This is a genomic window from Vibrio sp. A37 (assembly GCF_059777565.1).
The window spans coordinates 39,623-62,208 of record NZ_JBLNLI010000008.1; the positions used below are offsets into that span (position 1 = coordinate 39,623).

The window sequence follows — 22,586 nt, forward strand, 5'->3', positions numbered from 1 at the left end:
GTTTATCCTCTTCGTTTTTTACGCTTACCTTTCTTCTTTCTTTCCTTGAATGGCATAGCTAAAGAGGCAAACTCCTTCATCGCTCGACGATATACGTCGCGCTTAAACGAAACCACTTGTCTAACTGGGTACCAATAACTGACCCATCTCCATCCATCAAATTCTGGCGAGTGGCCTTGCTGCATATCGATTGCAGATTCATCGCAATCGAGTAGTAGCAGGAACCACTTTTGCTTTTGTCCGATACAAACAGGCTTTGAGTCCCACCGAACCAATCGCTTTGGTAACTTATACCTAAGCCAGTGGCGACTTGTGGCAACGACTTTTACATCTTTTTTCGTTAGCCCAACTTCCTCGTATAGTTCTCTAAACATGGCTTGTTCAGGAGTTTCTCCTTCATCGATTCCTCCTTGAGGAAACTGCCAAGAATGTTGTCCGTATCGTTTTGCCCAGAAGACTTGACCATGGCTGTTGCAGATTACTATTCCGACATTTAAGCGGTAGCCCTCGCCGTCTATCACTGGCCAACCTCAATTAAATTCATTTATTACAGTGATTTTTCCATATATCCCTAGTATGAGCAAATTTACAATTGTGTTTGCCGCACACTTTAAGACTTTGCAAACCAATATTGGATAACTTTCAGTCAATAACTAGGTTATCAACAAAAAATATTCTCGAATCGACTTTTATTCACCTTTTCTGTGAATAACTATGTGTAGAATCAAATAATAAATGATCATTTACATGAATAAATAATAGCAACGATTGAAAAAAAACCAACAGACAATAAAAAAACAAATAAATTACATACAGTTATAAATAGCAAAAACCTTACTATTTCAAGTAGGGCAATACATAAGTAAGCACATTACAAAATGGTCAAAGATCCATCACGTGAGACTTTATCCACAAATTCGTTCTCTCTTAACTGATAAATTACAAAAGGATTTGCTCACAAAGTAACGCAACATACTGTTTATCTATACAGATTAAAAACTTTCGTACGAAAAAATAAATTCCTGTGGATAAAGTTCAGTTGATGATCTTTAGCCTAAATAGCACTCACTGTCATCATATAGACTTGTATCTTCCTTCGTCGGCATGATTTGATAGAATAACGTTTTCTCAACCAATAACGTACCTATGAAGCCTGAACCTCAATCAGAGCAAGAGCTAATGGAAAGGGCGATGTCAATAGCAGGACTCAGCTTCCAAGCACTTGCAAAAGAAGCTAACAAACCCATTCCTAGCTCACTTCGAAAAGACAAAGGCTGGGTTGGCCAACTATTAGAATGGCACTTAGGCGCTCCTTCCGGAAGTAAACCACAACCAGATTTTGATAAGCTCGGCATTGAATTAAAAAGCATTCCTATTAGCTATGCTGGCACACCTCTGGAATCTACATTTGTCTGCGTCGCCTCTTTAGTTGGCATACACGGTGCAACTTGGGAAACAAGCCATGTACGCAGAAAGCTAGCTCGCGTATTGTGGGTACCCGTTGAGGGTGAAAGAGAGATTCCGTTGGCAGAACGAAAAGTAGGTACTCCTTTAATTTGGTCTCCATCTGAAGAAGAAGAGCATACTTTAAGACAAGATTGGGAAGAGTTAATTGAGATGATCGCGTTAGGTCAGGTAAACAAAATTTCAGCCAAAATGGGGGAGGCTTTGCAAATACGCCCTAAGGCCGCAAACAGTCGTGCACTTACAGAAGCCTATGGTACATCCGGCCAAATGATAAAAACTCTACCAAGAGGGTTCTACTTACGCACTCAGTTCACCGCGAGTATACTTGCGCGGCACTTTTTATAGTTGTCTCAACTATAAAGAGAGTTCGACATCACAATAGCGCTGACTATCACTAGCCCCACACTCATCATAAGCATTGTGTAGCCGCAAATACGCCCGATCGACACCTAAACGTAACAGCTCTTCTTTTACTCGCTCTATTGATTCATAGTGGATGGGTTCATCGCCAATCTTGATCGGCTCTAGTTGATGTTTATATTCAACCGCAAGTAAATATTGAGACAGCCCAGAACAACCTATCACATAAACTTTCGGTGGCTGATGATTGGTGTTCAAAGCACCATGAAACCATTTATTTAATTGTTCTTTATTCATTTTTAATCTCCCCCTAAATTAAAAGTCTAGTTAATTTATCGGCATTTACTAACTCAACTTAAGGTGTAATTTGCATGCAACTCAATAATAATTAATGAAATCCCACTTCCCTATCGCTTGTTGACGTCGGTCATTTCCCATATATTGGAGTAACAGAAGCAATAAGGAGATTCATATGGAATATACAAAGCTCCCCAACTCGACACTCGAAGTCAGTAAGCTGTGTTTAGGAACCATGACCTTTGGAGAGCAAAATAGTGAAGCGGAAGCATTTAGCCAGCTCGATTTTGCTTTGGAACGTGGGATTAACTTTATAGATACAGCCGAAATGTATCCCGTTCCCCCTATTGCAAAGACACAGGGCCTAACCGAGTCTTACATTGGTAACTGGCTGCAAAAATCAGGAAAACGAGAAAAAGTCGTACTAGCTACAAAAGTTTCTGGGCCAAGAAATTGCCCTCATATTCGAGAAAACACTTCTCTTGATCGACGAAATATCCACTTGGCAATTGACGATAGCCTTAAGCGGCTCAAAACGGATTACGTCGACCTCTATCAAATACACTGGCCACAACGGCAAACAAACTGCTTTGGGAAGCTAAATTACCCGTATCCAGACAAACAAGAAGATGTAACCTTAATTGAAACTTTAGAAGCGCTCAGTGAGCTAGTGAACGCTGGCAAAGTGCGCTACATCGGCTTATCAAATGAAACGCCATGGGGGTTAATGAGCTTTTTGCGACTAGCGGAAAAACATGAACTGCCAAAAGTGATTTCTATTCAAAATCCTTACAACTTACTCAATCGCAGTTTCGAAATTGGCTTATCTGAAATAAGTCATTATGAAGGCGTCAAATTATTAGCATACTCCCCATTGGCATTTGGATGCCTAACAGGTAAATACCTAAATGGAGCCAAGCCTGAGGGAGCGAGATGTACACTATTTGAGCGGTTTTCTCGTTACTTCACTCCACAAGGTGTTAAAGCGACCGAAGCGTATATCAATATTGCACAAAAATATGATTTAGACCCAGCTCAGATGGCACTAGCTTTTGTTAATCAACGACCTTTTGTTGGCTCAAATATTATTGGAGCAACAGACTTAGTACAGCTAGAAGCGAATATTGAAAGCCTCAACCTCCGATTAACTGATGAAATTTTGCAAGATATTCAGGAAGTGGGCGTTACTTTTCCGAACCCTTGCCCATAAGTTGTATCCCGTAAACCGATTACAGTGAAAGGGGCTAGCGAAAAAAATTCGCTAGCCCCTTAAGCTATGTAACAGCTCTCACTTCTAATGACTGACTAAGAAGACTCACTGTACGTTTTGCTTTAGCCTGAATTGGTAGACTAGTCACATCAGTACGACCCTCTGTGTCTAGACCGATATCTTTCAGCAAGTGCTGGTTGTGGTAAGGTACAAAGTAAGCCTCACGACGGATAGCTTTTCTATACTCACGCTCTTTACGACGTAGGTCAGCTTTAACAAGTAAAACGGCTAATTTTAAGTAGAATGAGTGACGCATAATATCTCTCCAGTTTGCAAAATGACTGGGGAACAGCGACAAAAAATGAGAAGACTGCATAGACACGCTCTTAATTTTCTGCTGTGTTCCCGCAGCCTAATTAAGAGGTCGCGGATTAATTACAGATCGGTAGTGGCAAAAGTGGGCATTACTGCTGAAGCAATAAAGTAACTTTGCATGAAGCTACGATCACTAGAAGCACATTGGTTATGTTTGAAATCATTCATAATGTGCCTCCTAGAAGTTGTAATTAATCCAATTGATATAAATGTTAAGTAAAATTCTTACTTACGACTAAATTGTAAGCTACTGATATTATTAAGCAACAAGAAATTACTGACTTAGCTAAAAACAAAGTTTTTACCTATTTTTAACAAAAACATACCAGCAAAGTTGAAAGAAATACCCAAAAATATATTTTTTATCGATATTTCTTTTCAACATAATAAGATTGAGCATGTACCTAGACAAGTTCTTCATTGATTAGGTTATGCTTGTTAAGCAAACGGTACATCGTGGCTCTCGATATGCCCAACTCTTTCGCGGCAATGGACACTTGGCCCTCATTAAACTCGAGTGCTAACCGCAGAGCCTCTTTTTCACTGCGTTCACGGATACCTTTTAGACTTCGAGCACTTTCACTCGAGGTTGGTAACTCAAAATCGCCTATTTGTAGCTCTGAGTTTTCAGACATCAAAACTGCACGCTTAACCTGATTAATTAACTCCCGAACATTTCCTGGCCAATAATGGTTACCTAGAGCATCAACCGCTTCGGCTGAAAGTGTACGAGGTTGAACATTAAACTCTTTAGAAAACTCTTGTAAGAAATGTCGAGCCAATATAGTTACGTCATTGGATCGCTCTTTTAAGCTAGGCACGTTAATACGAAGCACATTGATATAGTGGTAGAGCTCCTCGTTGAACTCACCATCAATGAGAGCTTTCTCCATGTCCGAAGAGTTTGCAGAAAGGATCCTTACATCAACATCAATACTGCCTTTTACCGAATCAACTCGCCCTTCTTGAAAAAATCTTAATAGATTTACTTGCTGAGACTTTGGTAATGTCAGAACATCATTCAACAGAATGGTGCCACCATCAGCACGTTCGAGCATGGAGATTTGAGTATCATCTTCTCGCTCAATGCCAAATAGATCGCACTCTAAGCGTCTTTCCGACATTGCCCGACAATTGACAGAAATAAACTCTTTGTGACTTCTTGCAGAGGTTTTATGTATAGCTGAAGCAACAAGCTCCTTCCCTACGCCATTTTCTCCGGAGATCAGAATACTTACATCGGTGGGCCCGATACGTTTAATTTGATCTCGCAAACGCTTTATCGGTGCAGACTCACCAATTAAGCCAATATTGTCGGTGGAATGGTAGTGAGGCCAAACTTTCCTCTCCAGTTTCAACATACCTAGTTGGTGGCCTATAGTGCTTAGTAGCTGGGCATCGGGGATCGGTGCAGTGAAAAAATCAATGCAGAAGTTAACAATAAACTGGCAAATCGTATCCGAGCCAAGTTGGGACTCACGGATAAATGCCAACCACCTAACTTGCTTATAACTGCTCACCAAGTTTGCGATGCCGTTGAGACTGAACTCATCATGACTCAAATCGACAACACCAATACATGGGCCTGTCTGAGCGAAAAGCTCGTTGGCCTGCCTTAAGTCGGAACATTGTGTACACTTCCAGCCCACTTTTTCCAATACAGCGAGCCAGGATTCATAAGAGCCTCCAACGTGGATCAGTGCTCCAGGCTTCGAATCCATACGAAACTGACTAGCCATTTAAACTCTCCTATGTTTAAGCCGTTTTGCAGTAATTTCTAGCTGATTTTTATTTTTTGAAAAGCGAGACAATAAGTTGTCATGCGACATTTATCTCATAATTAAGACTAGACTCAAATTTGAGACTTTTCCATATTTAGGCTGAGGTACTTAGCTAAATTTGGACATTTTTTAACCAAAAATCCCTAGGTAGAAATTTTGTTGATATGAGGAAAACAGGCAAGATTTTTTAAATCACGTCGTTAATCACTTCATGAAAAAGGTAATTTCTAGATAGAACTCAATATGAAAAGACGATAAAAGTATTTGGGATCAAAAAAGCCACTTCGAAAAGTGGCTTTTAAAACAGCGTGTAGTCGTAATTATCCTTGCGGGCGCATCGCCGGGAATAGAATCACGTCACGAATAGTGTGTGTATTGGTAAACAGCATTACGAGACGATCAATACCAATACCTTGACCAGCTGTCGGCGGTAGGCCGTGTTCTAGCGCAGTAATGTAGTCTGCATCGTAAAACATTGCTTCATCGTCACCAGACTCTTTTGCTTCAACCTGTGCTTTAAAGCGAGCATCTTGATCTTCTGCATCGTTAAGCTCTGAGAAGCCATTTGCTACTTCACGGCCACCGATGAAGAATTCAAAACGATCGGTGAAGAATGGGTTATCATCACTACGACGAGCAAGTGGAGAAATATCAGCAGGGTAACCAGTGATGAACGTTGGCTGCATTAGCTTAGGTTCTGCTGTTTCACCAAAGATTTCTTCTAGAAGCTGACCACATGTCCAGAAGCTTTCTACCTCAACGTGAACAGATTTCGCGATAGAAACCATCAAGTCACGGTCTTGAATATCTTCTTCAGTTAACGCTTGGATTTGTTCATGATCTGGGTTGTAATGTTTGATAGCCTCAAACATGCTCATGCGAGCGTAAGTGCCACCAAATTCAACTGTTTCTTCACCGTAAGGCATAGACGTAGAGCCTAGAACTTCTAAAGCGATAGAGCTTAATAGCTCTTCCGTTAGGTCCATAAGATCTTTGTAATCAGCGTACGCCATATAGAATTCCATCATAGTGAATTCTGGGTTGTGACGTGGAGAAAGGCCTTCGTTACGGAAGTTACGGTTAATTTCGAATACACGATCGAAACCACCAACTACTAGACGCTTCAGATATAACTCAGGAGCAATACGCAGATACATCGGCATGTCTAACGCATTGTGGTGCGTGATAAATGGACGTGCACTCGCACCACCAGGGATAACGTGCATCATTGGCGTTTCAACTTCCATGAACTGTTTAGAGATCATGAAATTACGGATAGCAGACATGACCTTAGAACGCACTACAAATGCTTGGCGAGAGTCTTCGTTAACGATTAAATCAACATAACGCTGACGATAACGCATCTCTTGATCTGTTAGCCCATGGAATTTCTCTGGAAGAGGACGAAGTGCTTTAGTTAGCAGCTCATATTCTTCCATATTCACGTAAAGATCACCTTTACCTGATTTATGCAGAGCCCCCTTCACACCGATGATGTCACCGATATCAAGACCTTGATATTTCTCTTTAAGCTCTTTTTGAACTGGTTTTGCAGCGTAAGCTTGAATGCGACCAGATGTTTCTTGAATTACCAAGAATGGGCCACGCTTTGCCATGATACGGCCAGCAACGGCGACAACATGGTTTAGCTCTTCAAGCTCTTCTTTGCTCTTTTCACCGAACTCTTTTTGTAAGTCACCTGCTAGATTTTCACGACGAAAGTCATTTGGGTGGCCATTTGCCTTACAGCCCTTACGAATTTCGTCTAGCTTGGCACGACGTTCCGCAATGAGTTTATTTTCTTCTTGTAAGTTGTCAGTTTGAATAGCATCTGTCATTTTTCGATGTACCCTATTTGGTCGGTAAAAAGCTTAAAGGCCTGATTTCAGGCTGGCTTCGATAAATTTGTCTAAATCACCGTCGAGAACCGCTTGAGTATTACGGTTTTCTACGCCAGTGCGTAAATCTTTAATTCGTGCATCATCTAATACGTAAGAGCGAATTTGGCTGCCCCAACCGATATCAGATTTCGCATCTTCGTTCGCTTGTTTTTCTGCATTTTGTTTTTGAATTTCTAGCTCAAACAATTTTGCACGTAGCTGCTTCATTGCTTGGTCTTTATTCTTATGCTGCGAACGGTCGTTTTGACATTGAACCACAGTATTGGTCGGCAAGTGAGTAATACGTACCGCTGACTCAGTCGTGTTTACGTGCTGACCACCAGCACCCGAAGCGCGGTAAACATCGATACGTAAATCGGCTGGGTTAATATCAATTTCAATATTGTCATCAATCTCAGGATAAATAAATGCTGATGCAAATGAAGTATGTCTGCGGCCGCTTGAATCAAATGGAGACTTACGAACCAAACGATGTACGCCAGTTTCAGTACGAAGCCAACCATAAGCGTACTCACCAGAGATACGTACTGTTGCCCCTTTCAAACCGGCAACTTCACCCTCTGACACTTCAATCACTTCTGTTTTAAAGCCTTTTGCTTCGGCCCAACGCAAATACATGCGAAGTAGCATAGAAGTCCAGTCTTGCGCTTCCGTACCACCAGAGCCTGACTGCAAATCAATGTAGCAATCTGATGCGTCGTGATCGCCAGAGAACATACGACGAAACTCTAACTTTGCTAATTTAGCTTCAAGCTCAGCCAACTCTGGCTCAATTTCATCAAACGTTTCTTGATCTTCTTCTTCAACAGCGAGTTCAAGCAAACCGTCAACATCTTCGACACCTTGGTCAAGTAAATCGATGGTTTCAACAACAGCTTCTAACGAAGAACGCTCTTTACCAAGCGCTTGTGCTCGCTCTGGCTCGTTCCAGACATCAGGCTGTTCAAGTTCAGCATTTACCTCTTCTAGACGCTCTTTCTTCGCGTCATAGTCAAAGATACCCCCTCAGGATATTTGTGCGCTCAGACACATCCTGTAAGCGGTTTTTAATTGGATTGATTTCAAACATTTTTGTTTTGCATTTATGTGTAGAATTTAACCGAAGGATTCTACTTAAAAATGTGACGAATATACAGGGAAATTTATAATAGACAGGGCGAGATGACTGGATTCTAAAAAGAAAAATGCCGCCACTCAATTAATTCATTGAATTAGCGGCATTCTACGTTGGAAATACAATTACGGCATGCTGTCGAACTCAGCGCCTTCTTTTTCCACTTGAGGAGGCATTAAGTGTTCTTTGGTGATACCTAATCGCAACGCTAATGCCGAAGCGACATAAATTGATGAGTATGTACCAACAGTGATACCTAATAGCAACGCAGTAGCAAAACCGTGAATCATTGCTCCGCCTTTCAAGAACAACGCAATAACCACAAACAACGTTGTACCTGATGTAATCAAAGTACGGCTTAGCGTTTGGGTTATGGAGCTATTGATTATCTCACTTGGCTTACCTTTACGAACCTTGCGGAAGTTTTCACGAATACGGTCAAACACAACAATGGTATCGTTCAGCGAGTAACCCACAACCGTCAATAGCGCCGCAACAATAGTTAGGTCAACCTCAATTTGAAGCAATGAGAACACGCCCAAGGTAATGATGACATCGTGCGCGAGAGCTAACACAGCACCAGCCGCCAAACGCCATTCAAAACGCACCGAGACATACATCAAGATACAAATCAGCGAGATTAAAATCGCTAGGCCACCCGCTTCTGCCAGCTCACCACCAACGTTCGGGCCAACAAACTCGATCCGGCGCATTTCGACAGATTCGCCCGTACCAGATTTAACGATAGATAAGATTTGATTACCTAAGGTTTCACCTGCAACGCCTTCTCTTGGCCGTAATCGAACCATTACATCTTGTGATGAACCAAAGTTCTGAACTATCGCATCACCAAAGCCTTCCTTCTCGAGCGCTTGACGTATTTGTGGGAGATCAGCAGGTTGCTCAAAGCCAATCTCAATCAACGTACCACCAGTGAAATCTAGTCCCCAGTTAAGCCATTTTGTGGACAAAACAAATATCGAAGCTCCTACCATCAAAATGGACAGCATAAAGGCGTATTTAGAGCGACTCATGAAGTCGATCGTGTTACCTGCTTTTAGAATCTGAAACATAATTATTCCCAGCCTTAGATCGACAGTTTAGAGACGCGCTTGCCGCCATAAATTAGGTTCACGATACAGCGTGTCCCAATAATGGCAGTAAACATGGAGGTGATAATACCGATAGATAAGGTCACCGCGAACCCTTTGATTGCGCCAGTCCCCACCGCAAACAAAATAATCGCAGTAATAAGCGTCGTAATGTTCGCATCAGCAATGGTACTAAAGGCGTTAGCGTACCCTTGGTGAATAGCTTGCTGAGGGTTTCGTCCCTCTCGAAGCTCTTCCCGTATTCGCTCGAATATCAGCACGTTAGCATCCACTGCCATACCTACGGTTAGAACGATACCGGCAATACCAGGCAAGGTCATTGTTGCCCCCGGAATCATCGACATCACGCCAATGATCAGCACTAAGTTAGCCATCAGTGCGCAGTTGGCGATAAGTCCAAAACCACGATAATAAATCATGGTAAACAGCATCACGGCAACCATACCCCAGATACAAGCGGCTACACCCTTATCGATATTTTGCTGCCCCATTGAAGGACCAATAGTGCGCTCCTCAACGATAGAGATAGGCGCAATCAATGCGCCTGCACGCAACAGCAACGCTAAGTTATGCGCTTCTGCAGCCGAATCAATGCCAGTGATTCTGAAACTACGTCCCAAAGCAGACTGGATGGTGGCTTGATTAATCACTTCTTCATGTTTAGAAAGAATGACTTTGCCTTCTGGTGTGCGTTTACCGCTGTCTTTGTATTCAGCAAACACAGTCGCCATCAGCTTGCCGATGTTCTGTTTTGAGAATGCCGCCATTTTCGCTCCCCCTTCACTATCAAGGGAGATATTCACTTGTGGGCGACCATATTCATCCGCACTTGAAGAGGCATCGGTAATGCTTGAACCACCAAGAATCACACGCTTTTTCAGCACAACTGGGCGGCCATCTCTGTCAGGAACAATTTCACTTCCCGGTGGCGCATAGCCTTTCGCCGCAGCTGTTCTGTCGGCACCTTCGTCCACCGCATGGAATTCAAGCGTCGCCGTTGCGCCCAAGATCTCTTTTGCGCGCGCGGTATCTTGTACACCCGGCAATTCAACAACAATACGGTTTGCTCCTTGACGCTGAACTAAAGGCTCCGCGACACCAAGTTCATTCACACGATTACGCAAAATCGTGATATTTTGGTTCACTGCGTAGTTTTGTACTTCCTTGATTCGCGCATCAGTGAAGCGCGCTTTGAGGGCAAACTTGCCATCGCTAGTCACTTCAGTGAACACCATATCTGGGTGTTTTTTCTCTAGCAGCACTTTAGCTTGTTCGAGCTGAGCTTCATTGCGCAAAACAACTTCTGCCATCTCTTTGTCAAATGGACGAATAGAGCGATAACGAATACTTGCTTCTCTGAGCTCAATACGGAAAGACTCAATTTGCTGGCCAATCAGTTTTTCCAGTGCTGCGTCCATATCCACTTCCATCAAGAAGTGAACACCACCACGTAAGTCGAGGCCAAGTTTCATTGGTGCGCCACCAATATCAGCCAACCAAGTAGGGGTGGCTGGAGCAAGGTTCAACGCGACAATCAATTGATTTCCAAGAGCTTGAGAAATGGCATCACGTGCTTTGATTTGAGTATCGGTATTTGAAAAACGTACCAGAACTGAACCGTTTTCAAGTGCAATGGATTTATAAGAAAGGTTATCTTTTTTTAAGATATTGGTGACAGTGTCCAACGTTGACAAATCGACAGAAGCGCCACGCGTTCCTGTCACTTGTATAGCTGGATCTTCACCGTAGATATTTGGAAGGGCATACAACGCGCCAATGACGATAATCAACATTACCATCAAATACTTCCATAGGGGGTAACGGTTTAACACAGCAAGATCCTTTAGCTGTTGTGCTCAAGTGACCTGTCGGTGAAGAGTTTAGGTCACTTGAGTAGATTGAATTTTATAGAGACTTAATTGTGCCTTTTGGTAGTACGGCTGTTACGAAGTCTCGCTTGATAACGACTTCATTGCTTGCGTTTAGCTCGATTGAAATGTAATCGTTGCCTTCTGCAATTTTAGTGATTTTACCAACTAAGCCACCGCTTGTTAGCACTTCATCACCTTTGCTCATTGAAGCCATCAAATTTTTATGCTCTTTAGCACGCTTGGCTTGCGGACGGTAAATCATGAAGTAAAAAATCACTGCGAACATCGCTAACATGATTAGCATTTCGAAGCCGCCGCCTTGCTGAGCTGTACCCATAATAAAAATTTCCTCTTAATTGGTATTAATTTCTAGCCTTAAACTACCCTATTTACCGGGTTATGCCTATTGGCCGCGTGCCAATAATGATAACTCGGATACGGTAAGTGTCTCTATTTTGCCAATGGTGGCACTTCTCTGTTTCGACGAGCATAGAACTCGCTCACAAATTCGTCGAAGCGATCTTCATCAATAGCTTTACGGATGCTTTCCATTAGACGCTGATAGTAACGCAAATTATGGATCGTATTTAAACGGGCTCCTAATATTTCGTTACAACGATCTAGGTGATGCAAGTAAGATTTAGAGTAATTCTTACATGTGTAGCAATCACATTCTGGATCTAGCGGTGTTGTGTCTGTCTTGTGCTTCGCATTACGGATCTTAATCACTCCACCTGTCACGAACAAGTGACCATTACGAGCATTTCGCGTCGGCATTACGCAATCGAACATATCGATACCACGACGTACACCTTCCACCAAATCCTCTGGCTTACCCACACCCATGAGGTAGCGTGGTTTGTCTTCAGGCAACTGAGGGCAAGTGTGCTCAAGAACACGGTGCATATCTTCCTTTGGCTCACCAACAGCTAAACCGCCAACCGCATAACCATCGAAACCAATATCGGTTAAGCCTTTGACAGAAACATCACGAAGATCTTCGTAAACCCCACCTTGCACGATACCGAATAGTGAGTTTTGGTTTTCGAGCTTATCGAAATGATCGCGTGAACGCTGTGCCCAACGCAGGGACATTTCCATCGATTTCTTTGCTTCATCGTGCGTTGCTGGATATGGCGTACACTCATCAAAGATCATCACGACGTCAGAGCCGAGGTCTTTTTGGATCTCCATCGACTTTTCTGCATCCATGAAAATTTTGTCGCCATTTACAGGATTACGGAAGTGAACACCTTCTTCGGTGATCTTACGGATATCACCAAGACTGAATACTTGGAAACCACCTGAATCAGTCAAGATAGGACCTTGCCAGTTCATAAAGTCGTGCAAATCACCATGCATTTTCATCACTTCTTGACCTGGACGAAGCCATAGGTGGAACGTATTGCCAAGCAAGATCTCAGCGCCTGTACCTTTCACCTCTTCAGGGGTCATGCCTTTTACTGTGCCGTATGTACCGACAGGCATAAATGCAGGGGTTTGAACGGTGCCACGCTCAAAGGTTAGTTGACCACGGCGAGCGTTGCCGTTTGTCTTTTTCAGTTCATATTGTACTTTCACAAAGCCTCCAATGTGCCAGAGAAACAATCTGACACCAATGACCCTCACGCCAACAAGCATTAGCTTGCCGCGTCCAAATTATTTTGTCTTTTTGCTAATGAACATCGCATCGCCATAACTAAAGAAACGATACTTCTGCTCAACCGCATGTTTATAAGCGTTCATCACGTTGTCAAAGCCTGCAAAAGCGCTGACCAACATGATAAGTGTTGATTCTGGTAGGTGGAAATTCGTTACTAAGCAATCCACCAACAAGTATTCATAACCTGGGTAGATAAAGATTTCTGTATCACCAAAGAACGGAACCAGTTCAGTGCCCTTCGCTTTTGCTGATTGTGCAGCACTTTCGAGCGATCGAACCGACGTCGTGCCGACAGCAATGATTCGTCCGCCACGCTGTTTCGTTGCATGAATCGCACTCACTACCTCTTCCGGCACTTCGACATATTCAGCGTGCATGTGGTGCTCAAGAACATTGTCCACTTTCACTGGCTGGAATGTACCCGCGCCGACGTGCAAAGTAACAAAAGCGAGTTCCACGCCTTTAGCTTTAATCTTCTCTAAAAGCTCATCGTCAAAGTGAAGACCAGCCGTAGGAGCAGCAACTGCACCCGGTTTTTCGTTATAAACCGTTTGATAGCGTTCTTTATCGCTATCTTCATCTGGTCTATCGATATACGGTGGCAGAGGCATGTGGCCGATTTCATTTAAAATCTCTAGAACCGCTTTATCTGACGTGAATTTCAGTTCAAATAATGAGTCATGTCTGGCAACCATTTCTGCTTGATATTCGTCATTCTCACCAATAAAAATAAAGCTGCCTGCTTTCGGTGATTTGGAGCAGCGAACGTGAGCAAGAATGGTATGCTCATCAAGCATTCTTTCCACTAACACTTCTAGCTTTCCGCCAGAAGCTTTACGACCAAACATGCGCGCAGGAATAACTCGGGTATTATTAAATACCATCAAATCGCCGGGTTGAACTTGATCGAGCAGATCTTTAAATGTGCTGTCGGTAACCTCGCCACTATTTCCGTCTAACTGCAATAGGCGGCTAGCACTGCGCTCAGGCTGCGGGTAACGAGCAATAAGCTCATCTGGAAGGTCGAAGTGAAAATCTGAAACTTGCATTTTACTGGTCTTGCGTAGTGAACAAAATCTAAAGCGAACATTTTCGCAGCGGACTAGTATATGCCTAGAGCGCGCAATAGCAAGTAGATATGCATAACGAAGGTAAATGGGAGTATAAAGTCATCGAGGAGAACAATCGCACAAACCAAATGCGATTGAGCTTCTACTCTCGATATTTAAGTAACTTTTCGACTTTCAGAATGAAAGCAAAGCTCTCCCCCTCAACAATCGATATACTTTCAAAGTGTGGCAAAAAGTTGGCTGGCTCATCACGTAGCCTAATATTTAGCTTAGTAGCCAAGAACATTCATACTTATATGATTGGTTTGTGGAACTACTTTCGTCTTTACTGTCATTTTACCGTTACTTCCAGTAATTATTATCGTGTAAAGTTTAAACTTAGGCTCTGTTGGACCACCTTGTACATAAATGGTTTGAACAACTGAAAAAGTAGGACTTTCACCTACCATCTTAGTCACTTGCTCTTGCTTAGATAACCAACTTTCTGCTTTAGATAAGTCTTTATCTGTAGAGTCTAAATACAGATTGATCGCAACCGACACTATTATAACGAAAGCAATAAATACTAATTTCGACGTATTTACTTTTTTTAACCATTCCATCGTATGTTTTCTTTCCCTTGAATCTTAACAATCCCACCACATTTCAAAGTTACTCTATAAGCAATAACTAATACCTGCTGTGAATTATTAAATCGTAGCCTTAGTTATTAGCAAAGCTGATACTAACCGTTATCGCGCTTATGTTTTGGCACGTAGTTTAGAATTGAGACTGGCACTTCTTTTTTTGGTGTGAACCCTTCTACTTCTCGGCGCTCAATTAAATGGCCTAAACGGCTTTCAATCATGCACAGGTTTTTAAAGTTATCGCGGGATACGAAAGAGATTGCCTCTCCTTTTGCGCTTGCGCGACCTGTACGGCCAATACGGTGAACGTATTCATCCGCAGGGAACGGTAAGTCGTAATTGAGTACACGAGTCAGGTTTTCAATATCAATTCCACGTGCGGCAACACCGGTTGCCACTAGAAATTTGATACGACCATTTTTAAAGTCGTTCAGCAGTTTAGAACGCACTTCTTGGCTTCGGCCACTGTGAAATGATTCTGCTGCAATACCACGCTTTTCTAGTTGAGAAACTAGCTTCGCCGCACCTTTTTTGGTTTCAATAAAGATTAGCGCTTGGTCCCAGTTATTTTCTTGAATCAAATGGCTTAGCAAGGCCGATTTCTTATCTTTATCAACTGTGATCAGCCATTGCTCAATGTTAGCTTTAGATGCGCTGTGCTTGGCAATGGAAATCTCAGCTGGCTGGTCAATCGCTGATTTCGCCAAGTCACGGACAGGGTTCGACAGTGTTGCAGAGAAGAGTAAGTTTTGAATGTCTTGTGGCAAACGAGCAATAATTTTATTGATGTCTTCAATAAAGCCCATGTCGAGCATTCTATCTGCTTCATCAAGAACAAGGGTTTCGACTTCTTCAAAGTAAACCGCGTGCTGGCCGTATAGATCCAATAACCTACCTGGAGTGGCAACAAGAATATCAATGCCATCAATTAGCTGTTGCTTCTGCGGCTTTTCGCTCACACCACCGTATACTGCCGTCGATGTTAAGTTGAGGTGCTTACCATATTCTCCAATACTGTTATTCACCTGAATCGCCAGCTCTCTTGTCGGCGTTAAGACGAGTGCTCGAATACGCTTTTTACGCTTCGTTTCACCTTTGCTCAACATATCCAAAATCGGTAATACAAAACTGGCGGTTTTACCTGTCCCCGTTTGAGCCGCTGCAATCAGGTTCTGCCCTGAAAGAACGAGCGGAATTGCCTTTTCTTGAATCTCAGTTGGTTTGTCATAACCCAGTTCAGTGATGGCTTGAAGAAGGGGCTTGCTTAGTCCTAATTTGGAGAATGGCATAGGTTATCTCGATATGGGTCAGGTAGTCGAATGCGGTGGCGCATTCTAACATGCGCACATTGCTTTCCAAGTAATTTCCAGATTGTTCTTCATTGCATAGCAATACGCCGGCTATCGCAAAATATCATTACAAAAATTATGGTTTAGTCGCTAAAAAACGGAACCACCTCCCAATTCACCCTACTAGAATTTTCTATAGTAAAGTCATGCAATCAGGAAGCCGGAGGCCCGCATGATTAAAGTAGAAGATATGATGACGCGTAGCCCACATACTTTATTACGCTCTGACAGACTTTTAGATGCAAAAGAGGCAATGAAAAAGTTCGATATTCGCCATATCCCAATCGTCGACTCAGAAAATAAATTGTACGGAATCGTGACTCAAAGAGATGTTCTCGCCGCGCAGGAGTCTAGCTTACACAAGATATCTGATGATCAGTCCTACACACTGAACACCCCTTTAAATGAAGTCATGCATACCGAGCTCATGACAGCCGATCCAAGTGCGGGGCTCAAAGAAAGTGCGAAATATATGCAAAAGCATAAAGTGGGTAGCCTTCCCGTGGTTGAAGACGGTAAGTTAGTTGGCATCATAACAGACAGTGATTTTGTTGCTATCGCAATAAACCTACTTGAGTTACAAGAAGATACAGAGCCAGAAGAGTACAGCACATTTAGTTAATATAATATTTTATTAGTGCCTATCCGTCATACCAAAAAAGAGCGGCTTACGCCGCTCAAAATGGACAATACTTCTGGATTACTTGTTAGAATTGATCTTCTTCAGTTGAGCCTGTCAGGGCTGTAACTGAAGAGTTTCCGCCTTGAATAGTGTTAGTCACTTTGTCAAAGTAGCCTGTACCCACTTCTTGTTGGTGAGCCACAAATGTATAGCCTTTTTCTGCTGCTTCAAACTCAGGACGTTGAACTTTTTCAACATAGTGGCGCATGCCTTCACCTTTCGCATAATCATGCGCAAGCTCAAACATGTTGAACCACATATTGTGGATACCCGCTAGAGTGATGAACTGGTACTTGTAACCCATGTTGGCCAGCTCTTGCTGGAACTTAGCGATAGTTTCAGCATCCAAGTTTTTCTCCCAGTTGAATGATGGAGAACAGTTGTATGCTAGAAGCTGATCTGGGTATTGCTTGTGAATAGCTTCAGCGAATTTACGTGCTTCATCCAAGCATGGCTTAGCCGTTTCACACCAAATTAAATCTGCATATGGCGCATACGCAAGGCCACGTGAAATCGCTTGGTCGATGCCAGCTTTCACTCTAAAGAACCCTTCTGGAGTGCGATCCCCTTCAATGAAGTCTCTATCATACGGATCGCAATCTGATGTCATTAGGTCTGCAGCATTCGCATCGGTACGCGCGATAACCAATGTAGTAGTGCCAGCAACGTCAGCAGCAAGGCGAGCAGCCACTAGCTTTTGCACAGCTTCTTGAGTTGGCACAAGAACTTTACCACCCATATGCCCACATTTCTTAACCGACGCTAGTTGGTCTTCAAAGTGAACACCAGACGCACCAGCTTCAATCATGTTCTTCATGAGTTCATAAGCATTTAGAACACCACCAAAACCCGCTTCCGCGTCAGCAACGATAGGCAGAAAATAATCAATACCACCTTCATCTTCTGGAGTTTTGCCCGATGACCATTGGATTTGGTCTGCGCGGCGGAATGAGTTATTAATTCGTTTCACCACTGCAGGGACGGAGTCAACAGGATAGAGAGATTGATCAGGATACATGGTCGATGCAGTATTGTTATCTGCTGCAACTTGCCAGCCAGATAAGTAAATTGCTTCAATACCTGCTTTCGCTTGCTGAACTGCTTGTCCACCTGTCAGCGCACCTAGGCAGTTCACATAGCCTTTTTTCGCGCTACCGTTGACCAAAGACCACAGCTTGTCTGCACCTCTTTGCGCAATTGTGTTAGCTGGTACCATTGATCCACGCAGCTCCACCACTTCTTCAGCAGTATAAGGACGCTTTACATTTTTCCAGCGTGGGTTTGTTTCCCAATCTTTTTCTAAAGCTTCGATTTGTTGGCGGCGAGTTAGTCTCATGTTCATTCCCTCATTCTGTTAGTGGCTTACGCCCAGCTTTCCTTGTCACTCATGCTTTCCATGAAATTGTGTTGTGTGAAATCTCGTTGTTTTTAATCCAAATAGTTATAACCGGGTATGGTTAAAAAGTTGGTTAGCTCACTGCTGGTCGTTAGATCTGCCATCAACTTAGCAGCTTCCTCGAAACGACCAGTGTTAAACCTCGCTTCTCCTAACTCTTGCTTAACCACTTCAATTTCTTCAGTAAGATATTGGCTAAATAGCGCTTTGGTCACTATCTCTCCGTTGTCTAGACTCTTACCGTGTTTAATCCATTGCCAGATAGATGCGCGTGAAATTTCTGCGGTTGCCGCATCTTCCATCATTCCGTAGATTGGCACGCAGCCATTTCCTGAAATCCACGCTTCGATATATTGCAGCGCAACGCGAATATTGTGGCGCATCCCCTGCTCTGTGCGATCGCCTTCACAAGGCTCTAATAGATCGGCTGCTGTAATTTCATTGTCACTGGCACGAGAAATATCTAACTGATTGATACGATCTCCCAAAACCTGATCGAATACATTTCTCGCTGTGTCAGCCAGTCCCGGGTGAGCGACCCAAGTACCATCATGACCATTGTTGGCTTCAAGTGATTTATCTTTGTTGATCTTGTCGAGAACCTGTTGGTTCACCGTAGGATCTTTGGAAGGGATAAAGGCTGCCATTCCTCCCATCGCAAATGCGCCTCGTCTATGACAAGTTTTGACAAGCAATCTTGAATAAGCATTTAAAAACGGCTTGTCCATAGTCACAACTTGTCTATCAGGTAGAACTCGTTCAGGATAATTTCTCAATGTTTTGATATAGCTAAATATATAATCCCAACGACCACAATTTAGACCTACAATATGTTCTTTCAATGAGAATAGAATTTCATCCATCTCAAATACTGCGGGCAAGGTTTCAATTAAAACTGTCGCTTTAATGGTGCCAGTATCAAGACCAAAATAAGTTTCCGTGAAATGAAATACCTCACTCCACCATTTTGCTTCATGGTGAGACTGAAGTTTAGGTATATAAAAATAAGGTCCACTACCTTTCGCTAATAATGCTTTGTAGTTATTAAAGAAATAGACAGCAAAATCAAACAAGGCGCCAGGAATTATATTCCCTTCAAAAGTCACGTGCTTTTCTTTTAGATGTAAACCTCGAACACGGCAAATTAGCACGGCGGGGTCAGATGAAAGTTGGTATTGTTTACCGTTACTCGGGTTGGTGTAACTAATTGTCCCCTTAACTGCGTCCCTCAAGTTAATTTGACCATCGAGCACCTTATCCCAAGCTGGCGACAGTGAATCTTCAAAGTCAGCCATAAACACTTTTACGTTCGCGTTCAGAGCATTAATAACCATTTTTCTATCAGTTGGTCCGGTTATTTCTACTCGACGGTCTTTTAAATCATTTGGAATGCCCAAAATTTTCCAACTGCCTTCGCGGATATCTTGGGTCTCTTCTAGGAAGTTCGGTAGCTCTCCATTGTCAATTCGATGTTGACGCTCTTCTCTGGCCAAAAGTAATTCATCAACCTTACTGGCAAATTGCTCACACAGCTTAGTTAGGAAAGCTTGCGCCTCGGTAGGAAAGATAGCTGACTGTTCGCTCGTCAACTCCCCTTGTAGGGCCAGTTTACCTTGAGACAAGGTGTTTTTCTCAGAGGTTTGTGCAAGCATAATTCTCTTCCTTCGAAATAATTTCAAAACTACATTTGTAACAATCAAACCACAAATGCCCAGACTGACAGATTTCAGAATAATTGCACTATTAGAGATTAATAATTCAAATCACTATCAATGACATTTAATAAAATAATTCCAAAATTCCACTTAACTCTCTAATTAGCATTACTTAAACTACATCAACATTGCTGGATATAAAAGGTGAGAAATAATAAAAATCAGAAATTCAAAGTTTTATTCCGTTTGGTATATTTTCCTCAATTTAGCCAACAAAATAACTAAAATTACGTAATTAAATTACATGAAAGATTTTTAAATAAGTAAGAAGAAAACTAAATTCAAACGGTCATGAACAAAGATTAACCATCTAAAGCATTGCTATTGCATGCCTGACAGGTAAAGGTTAATCAGAAGAAGAGAGCTATTAGTGTAAAATTAGCTGTGTGAAGTTATGAAAAGTTATGAAAGGTTCAGTAATTAAAACTTGTGAAATTTTACAAGTCAAAAAATACTAACAAATAAATATTCCAATATTTTTATTAATAGCAGAATAAATCACTAGTTAAATTTCCGTTTCTTGGAGCTGATAAGCAAAAGTCCTACTTTAAGCACTAATTTACTAAAGTAAGCCACACACCACATCTGCAAGTCGATTAAATGTATCAACCCGAGACGAACTGGGACGCCAGACAAGCCCGATATCTCGATATGCTTGTTTTCCGGGCGGATCAATGATTGCAAGGTTTTGATTATCCAGCAGACCATGCTCAATCGCCATCTGCGGAATAAAGGTAGTACCCAGCCCGTTAGCCACCATTTGTACGAGTGTATGTAAGCTAGTCGCACTAAACGGGTTAATTTTCTCTTTTGCTGTCAACTGGCAGGCCGAAACGGCATGTTCAGTTAAACAATGCTCTTTCTCTAGCAGAAACACAGATTCGTCGGGCAAGTCTGCATACTTTATAGGAGTCGGGACACTTTTCGCCTGATCGTGGCTAATCACCATACGAAATGGATCTTGCCCAACCACTCGACTATCCATTTCACCAATATCAACCGGTAAAGCTAGGATAAGCACATCGAGTTCACCATGGCGAAGCGCAGCCAGTAAGTTGGTGGTGGTATCCTCTCGTAGCAATAAATTTAATTGCGGAAAGCGTGTGTTCACATCTTGAACTAGGTCACCTAACAAGAAAGGCGCAATAGTAGGAATACAGCCAACTCTCAGCTGCCCTTGCATACTGTCCCCTTTACATATGTTGCCAAGTTCAACGAGATCTTGCGCTTTGGCCAATAACTCTCTGCCTTGCAAAACCACTAACTCACCAGCTTGAGTAAATACCAGCGGGCTTTTCTTATCTTTCTTTTCATAAAGCGGACAACCTACAATTTCTTCTAGATTTTGAATCCCTTTACTCAAAGTCGATTGACTGACAAAACAGCGCTCAGCTGCATCACTAAAATGACGAGTTTCATGTAAAGTGATCAAGTAATGAAGTTGTTTTAAGCTAGGCCATTTAATCATATTTATTAACAAGTTGTTGCAAATTCATTATGGTTTCTAAGCAAGGAAAACAGGTAAAGTGTTTGAGCAATTTAATAATCGCTTTTTTCGATTAACTTAATCTATTTAATTCGCTTTTTTCTATACTACATTCTGTACTATAGTTTGTCTCGAATTAAAACGGACCAAGCAGAAAGCTCAGTTCTCTTGCTTGGAACTAACCATACTTTTTAGGAGCAAAAAAATGGTACTAGTAGGTCGTCAAGCCCCTGACTTTACTGCAGCGGCAGTTCTAGGTAACGGTGAAATCGTTGATAACTTCAACTTCGCAGAGTTCACTAAAGGTAAAAAAGCGGTTGTATTTTTCTACCCACTAGACTTCACGTTCGTTTGCCCATCTGAACTAATCGCATTCGACAACCGTTACGAAGACTTCAAAGCGAAAGGTGTTGAAGTAATCGGTGTTTCTATCGATTCTCAATTCTCTCACAATGCATGGCGTAACACTGCTATCGAAGATGGTGGCATCGGTCAAGTTAAGTACCCACTAATTGCTGACGTTAAGCACGAAATCTGTCAAGCATACGACGTTGAGCACCCAGAAGCTGGCGTTGCTTTCCGTGGTTCTTTCCTAATTGACGAAGAAGGTCTAGTTCGTCACCAAGTAGTTAACGATCTTCCTCTAGGTCGTAACATCGACGAAATGCTACGTATGGTTGACGCTCTAAACTTCCACACTAAGCACGGCGAAGTTTGCCCTGCACAATGGGAAGAAGGTAAAGCAGGTATGGACGCATCACCAAAAGGTGTTGCAGCGTTCCTATCTGAGCACGCTGAAGACCTAAGCAAGTAATTGCCACTTTAACTGCGCCCGCTCAACGGTTGCATTAAGGTTGGAAAATAATAAAGCAAATCATGCTAAAGCCAATCTGTTAAAGTAAAGTCTTAAAAGCCCGAAGCTAATAACGCTTCGGGCTTTTTATTTCTTTCCTTGAATAAAAATCATTTTCTTACGTTAGAGAAATATCTCTAAAAAGACAAAGCATATCATTTGACAGACTTTCTAATCGATCACACTTTAAACGTGACTCACGAGTCTCTATGATAAAAACCAATCGGATTTACCCAAACAATGGGTGCACAACATAAT

Annotated in this window: 20 protein-coding genes; 4 read left to right on the forward strand and 16 right to left on the reverse strand. The window is 42.4% G+C overall.

Going from position 1 to position 22,586, the window contains the following annotated elements:
- Positions 1 to 2 precede the first annotated feature (2 nt).
- Entirely contained in the window at positions 3 to 521 is a 519-nt protein-coding gene (gene rppH / locus ACM2FC_RS14685; RefSeq protein WP_498481713.1) for an RNA pyrophosphohydrolase, read from the reverse strand.
- 625 nt (positions 522 to 1,146) lie between these two features.
- On the opposite strand from rppH, the gene mutH reads away from it, so the two are divergent.
- Positions 1,147 to 1,812, forward strand: a complete 666-nt coding sequence (gene mutH / locus ACM2FC_RS14690; RefSeq protein ID WP_498481714.1) for a DNA mismatch repair endonuclease MutH — start codon at positions 1,147 to 1,149, stop codon at positions 1,810 to 1,812.
- Between the two features lie 9 nt (positions 1,813 to 1,821).
- On the opposite strand, the gene ACM2FC_RS14695 is transcribed toward mutH, so the two are convergent.
- On the reverse strand, positions 1,822 to 2,124 hold the full coding sequence (locus ACM2FC_RS14695) for a DUF6482 family protein (protein ID WP_498481715.1): 303 nt from the start codon (positions 2,122 to 2,124) through the stop codon (positions 1,822 to 1,824).
- Positions 2,125 to 2,299: 175 nt separating this feature from the next.
- Here ACM2FC_RS14695 and ACM2FC_RS14700 point away from each other — a divergent pair, with 175 nt between their 5' ends.
- Positions 2,300 to 3,334, forward strand: coding sequence for an NADP(H)-dependent aldo-keto reductase (locus tag ACM2FC_RS14700; RefSeq protein WP_498481716.1), 1,035 nt, complete (start codon positions 2,300 to 2,302; stop codon positions 3,332 to 3,334).
- Positions 3,335 to 3,398: 64 nt separating this feature from the next.
- Here the strand turns inward: ACM2FC_RS14700 and ACM2FC_RS14705 are convergent, their stop codons facing one another.
- From ACM2FC_RS14705 to ACM2FC_RS14755, 11 genes are all read right to left on the reverse strand, one after another.
- Positions 3,399 to 3,650: a DUF1127 domain-containing protein gene (locus ACM2FC_RS14705; protein ID WP_498481872.1), complete on the reverse strand. Its 252-nt coding sequence runs from the start codon at positions 3,648 to 3,650 to the stop codon at positions 3,399 to 3,401.
- A gap of 463 nt (positions 3,651 to 4,113) precedes the next feature.
- The gene (locus ACM2FC_RS14710) at positions 4,114 to 5,448 is read right to left on the reverse strand and encodes a sigma-54-dependent transcriptional regulator (protein ID WP_498481717.1); all 1,335 of its coding nucleotides are present in this window, start codon (positions 5,446 to 5,448) and stop codon (positions 4,114 to 4,116) included.
- A 362-nt stretch (positions 5,449 to 5,810) separates the two neighbouring features.
- Positions 5,811 to 7,328, reverse strand: a complete 1,518-nt coding sequence (lysS, locus tag ACM2FC_RS14715) for a lysine--tRNA ligase (protein WP_498481718.1) — start codon at positions 7,326 to 7,328, stop codon at positions 5,811 to 5,813.
- A gap of 33 nt (positions 7,329 to 7,361) precedes the next feature.
- Positions 7,362 to 8,460 (reverse strand): peptide chain release factor 2 gene (gene prfB, locus ACM2FC_RS14720; protein ID WP_237362875.1). Its coding sequence is split into 2 segments (ribosomal slippage): positions 7,362 to 8,384 and positions 8,386 to 8,460, totalling 1,098 coding nucleotides; the frame shifts between segments, so codons are not numbered across the junction.
- A gap of 170 nt (positions 8,461 to 8,630) precedes the next feature.
- Positions 8,631 to 9,578 (reverse strand): protein translocase subunit SecF, encoded by a 948-nt coding sequence (gene secF, locus ACM2FC_RS14725; protein ID WP_498481719.1) that lies wholly within the window; start codon positions 9,576 to 9,578, stop codon positions 8,631 to 8,633.
- 14 nt (positions 9,579 to 9,592) lie between these two features.
- Complete coding sequence (gene secD / locus ACM2FC_RS14730; RefSeq protein ID WP_498481720.1) at positions 9,593 to 11,449, reverse strand: protein translocase subunit SecD; 1,857 nt, start codon at positions 11,447 to 11,449, stop codon at positions 9,593 to 9,595.
- 73 nt (positions 11,450 to 11,522) lie between these two features.
- Positions 11,523 to 11,825: a preprotein translocase subunit YajC gene (yajC, locus tag ACM2FC_RS14735; protein ID WP_498481721.1), complete on the reverse strand. Its 303-nt coding sequence runs from the start codon at positions 11,823 to 11,825 to the stop codon at positions 11,523 to 11,525.
- Between the two features lie 113 nt (positions 11,826 to 11,938).
- Entirely contained in the window at positions 11,939 to 13,069 is a 1,131-nt protein-coding gene (tgt, locus tag ACM2FC_RS14740) for a tRNA guanosine(34) transglycosylase Tgt (protein WP_498481722.1), read from the reverse strand.
- Positions 13,070 to 13,147: 78 nt separating this feature from the next.
- Complete coding sequence (gene queA, locus ACM2FC_RS14745; RefSeq protein ID WP_498481723.1) at positions 13,148 to 14,200, reverse strand: tRNA preQ1(34) S-adenosylmethionine ribosyltransferase-isomerase QueA; 1,053 nt, start codon at positions 14,198 to 14,200, stop codon at positions 13,148 to 13,150.
- 290 nt (positions 14,201 to 14,490) lie between these two features.
- Complete coding sequence (locus tag ACM2FC_RS14750) at positions 14,491 to 14,823, reverse strand: hypothetical protein (RefSeq protein ID WP_498481724.1); 333 nt, start codon at positions 14,821 to 14,823, stop codon at positions 14,491 to 14,493.
- Positions 14,824 to 14,945: 122 nt separating this feature from the next.
- Positions 14,946 to 16,136, reverse strand: coding sequence for a DEAD/DEAH box helicase (locus tag ACM2FC_RS14755; protein ID WP_498481725.1), 1,191 nt, complete (start codon positions 16,134 to 16,136; stop codon positions 14,946 to 14,948).
- Between the two features lie 232 nt (positions 16,137 to 16,368).
- Between ACM2FC_RS14755 and ACM2FC_RS14760 the strand changes: the two genes are divergently transcribed.
- Positions 16,369 to 16,818, forward strand: a complete 450-nt coding sequence (locus ACM2FC_RS14760; RefSeq protein ID WP_498481726.1) for a CBS domain-containing protein — start codon at positions 16,369 to 16,371, stop codon at positions 16,816 to 16,818.
- A gap of 85 nt (positions 16,819 to 16,903) precedes the next feature.
- On the opposite strand, the gene aceA is transcribed toward ACM2FC_RS14760, so the two are convergent.
- The 3 genes from aceA to ACM2FC_RS14775 all read right to left on the reverse strand — a co-directional run bounded on the left by aceA (position 16,904) and on the right by ACM2FC_RS14775 (position 21,457).
- On the reverse strand, positions 16,904 to 18,214 hold the full coding sequence (aceA, locus tag ACM2FC_RS14765; protein WP_498481727.1) for an isocitrate lyase: 1,311 nt from the start codon (positions 18,212 to 18,214) through the stop codon (positions 16,904 to 16,906).
- Positions 18,215 to 18,306: 92 nt separating this feature from the next.
- Positions 18,307 to 19,926, reverse strand: coding sequence for a malate synthase A (gene aceB / locus ACM2FC_RS14770; RefSeq protein WP_498481728.1), 1,620 nt, complete (start codon positions 19,924 to 19,926; stop codon positions 18,307 to 18,309).
- A 625-nt stretch (positions 19,927 to 20,551) separates the two neighbouring features.
- Positions 20,552 to 21,457, reverse strand: coding sequence for a hydrogen peroxide-inducible genes activator (locus ACM2FC_RS14775; RefSeq protein WP_498481729.1), 906 nt, complete (start codon positions 21,455 to 21,457; stop codon positions 20,552 to 20,554).
- A 223-nt stretch (positions 21,458 to 21,680) separates the two neighbouring features.
- Between ACM2FC_RS14775 and ACM2FC_RS14780 the strand changes: the two genes are divergently transcribed.
- A complete protein-coding gene (locus tag ACM2FC_RS14780) occupies positions 21,681 to 22,289 on the forward strand; it encodes a peroxiredoxin (RefSeq protein ID WP_237362887.1) in 609 nt (202 codons plus the stop codon).
- Positions 22,290 to 22,586: the final 297 nt, after the last annotated feature.

What these genes read in the sequence shown, in the direction of transcription:
- mutH (WP_498481714.1), top strand. Translation starts at nt 1,147, where the DNA reads ATGAAGCCTGAACCTCAATCAGAGCAAGAGCTAATGGAAAGGGCGATG.
- ACM2FC_RS14695 (WP_498481715.1), bottom strand. Translation starts at nt 2,124, where the DNA reads ATGAATAAAGAACAATTAAATAAATGGTTTCATGGTGCTTTGAACACC.
- ACM2FC_RS14700 (WP_498481716.1), top strand. Translation starts at nt 2,300, where the DNA reads ATGGAATATACAAAGCTCCCCAACTCGACACTCGAAGTCAGTAAGCTG.
- ACM2FC_RS14705 (WP_498481872.1), bottom strand. Translation starts at nt 3,650, where the DNA reads ATGCGTCACTCATTCTACTTAAAATTAGCCGTTTTACTTGTTAAAGCT.
- ACM2FC_RS14710 (WP_498481717.1), bottom strand. Translation starts at nt 5,448, where the DNA reads ATGGCTAGTCAGTTTCGTATGGATTCGAAGCCTGGAGCACTGATCCAC.
- lysS (WP_498481718.1), bottom strand. Translation starts at nt 7,328, where the DNA reads ATGACAGATGCTATTCAAACTGACAACTTACAAGAAGAAAATAAACTC.
- secF (WP_498481719.1), bottom strand. Translation starts at nt 9,578, where the DNA reads ATGTTTCAGATTCTAAAAGCAGGTAACACGATCGACTTCATGAGTCGC.
- yajC (WP_498481721.1), bottom strand. Translation starts at nt 11,825, where the DNA reads ATGGGTACAGCTCAGCAAGGCGGCGGCTTCGAAATGCTAATCATGTTA.
- queA (WP_498481723.1), bottom strand. Translation starts at nt 14,200, where the DNA reads ATGCAAGTTTCAGATTTTCACTTCGACCTTCCAGATGAGCTTATTGCT.
- ACM2FC_RS14750 (WP_498481724.1), bottom strand. Translation starts at nt 14,823, where the DNA reads ATGGAATGGTTAAAAAAAGTAAATACGTCGAAATTAGTATTTATTGCT.
- ACM2FC_RS14755 (WP_498481725.1), bottom strand. Translation starts at nt 16,136, where the DNA reads ATGCCATTCTCCAAATTAGGACTAAGCAAGCCCCTTCTTCAAGCCATC.
- ACM2FC_RS14760 (WP_498481726.1), top strand. Translation starts at nt 16,369, where the DNA reads ATGATTAAAGTAGAAGATATGATGACGCGTAGCCCACATACTTTATTA.
- aceA (WP_498481727.1), bottom strand. Translation starts at nt 18,214, where the DNA reads ATGAGACTAACTCGCCGCCAACAAATCGAAGCTTTAGAAAAAGATTGG.
- aceB (WP_498481728.1), bottom strand. Translation starts at nt 19,926, where the DNA reads ATGCTTGCACAAACCTCTGAGAAAAACACCTTGTCTCAAGGTAAACTG.
- ACM2FC_RS14775 (WP_498481729.1), bottom strand. Translation starts at nt 21,457, where the DNA reads ATGATTAAATGGCCTAGCTTAAAACAACTTCATTACTTGATCACTTTA.
- ACM2FC_RS14780 (WP_237362887.1), top strand. Translation starts at nt 21,681, where the DNA reads ATGGTACTAGTAGGTCGTCAAGCCCCTGACTTTACTGCAGCGGCAGTT.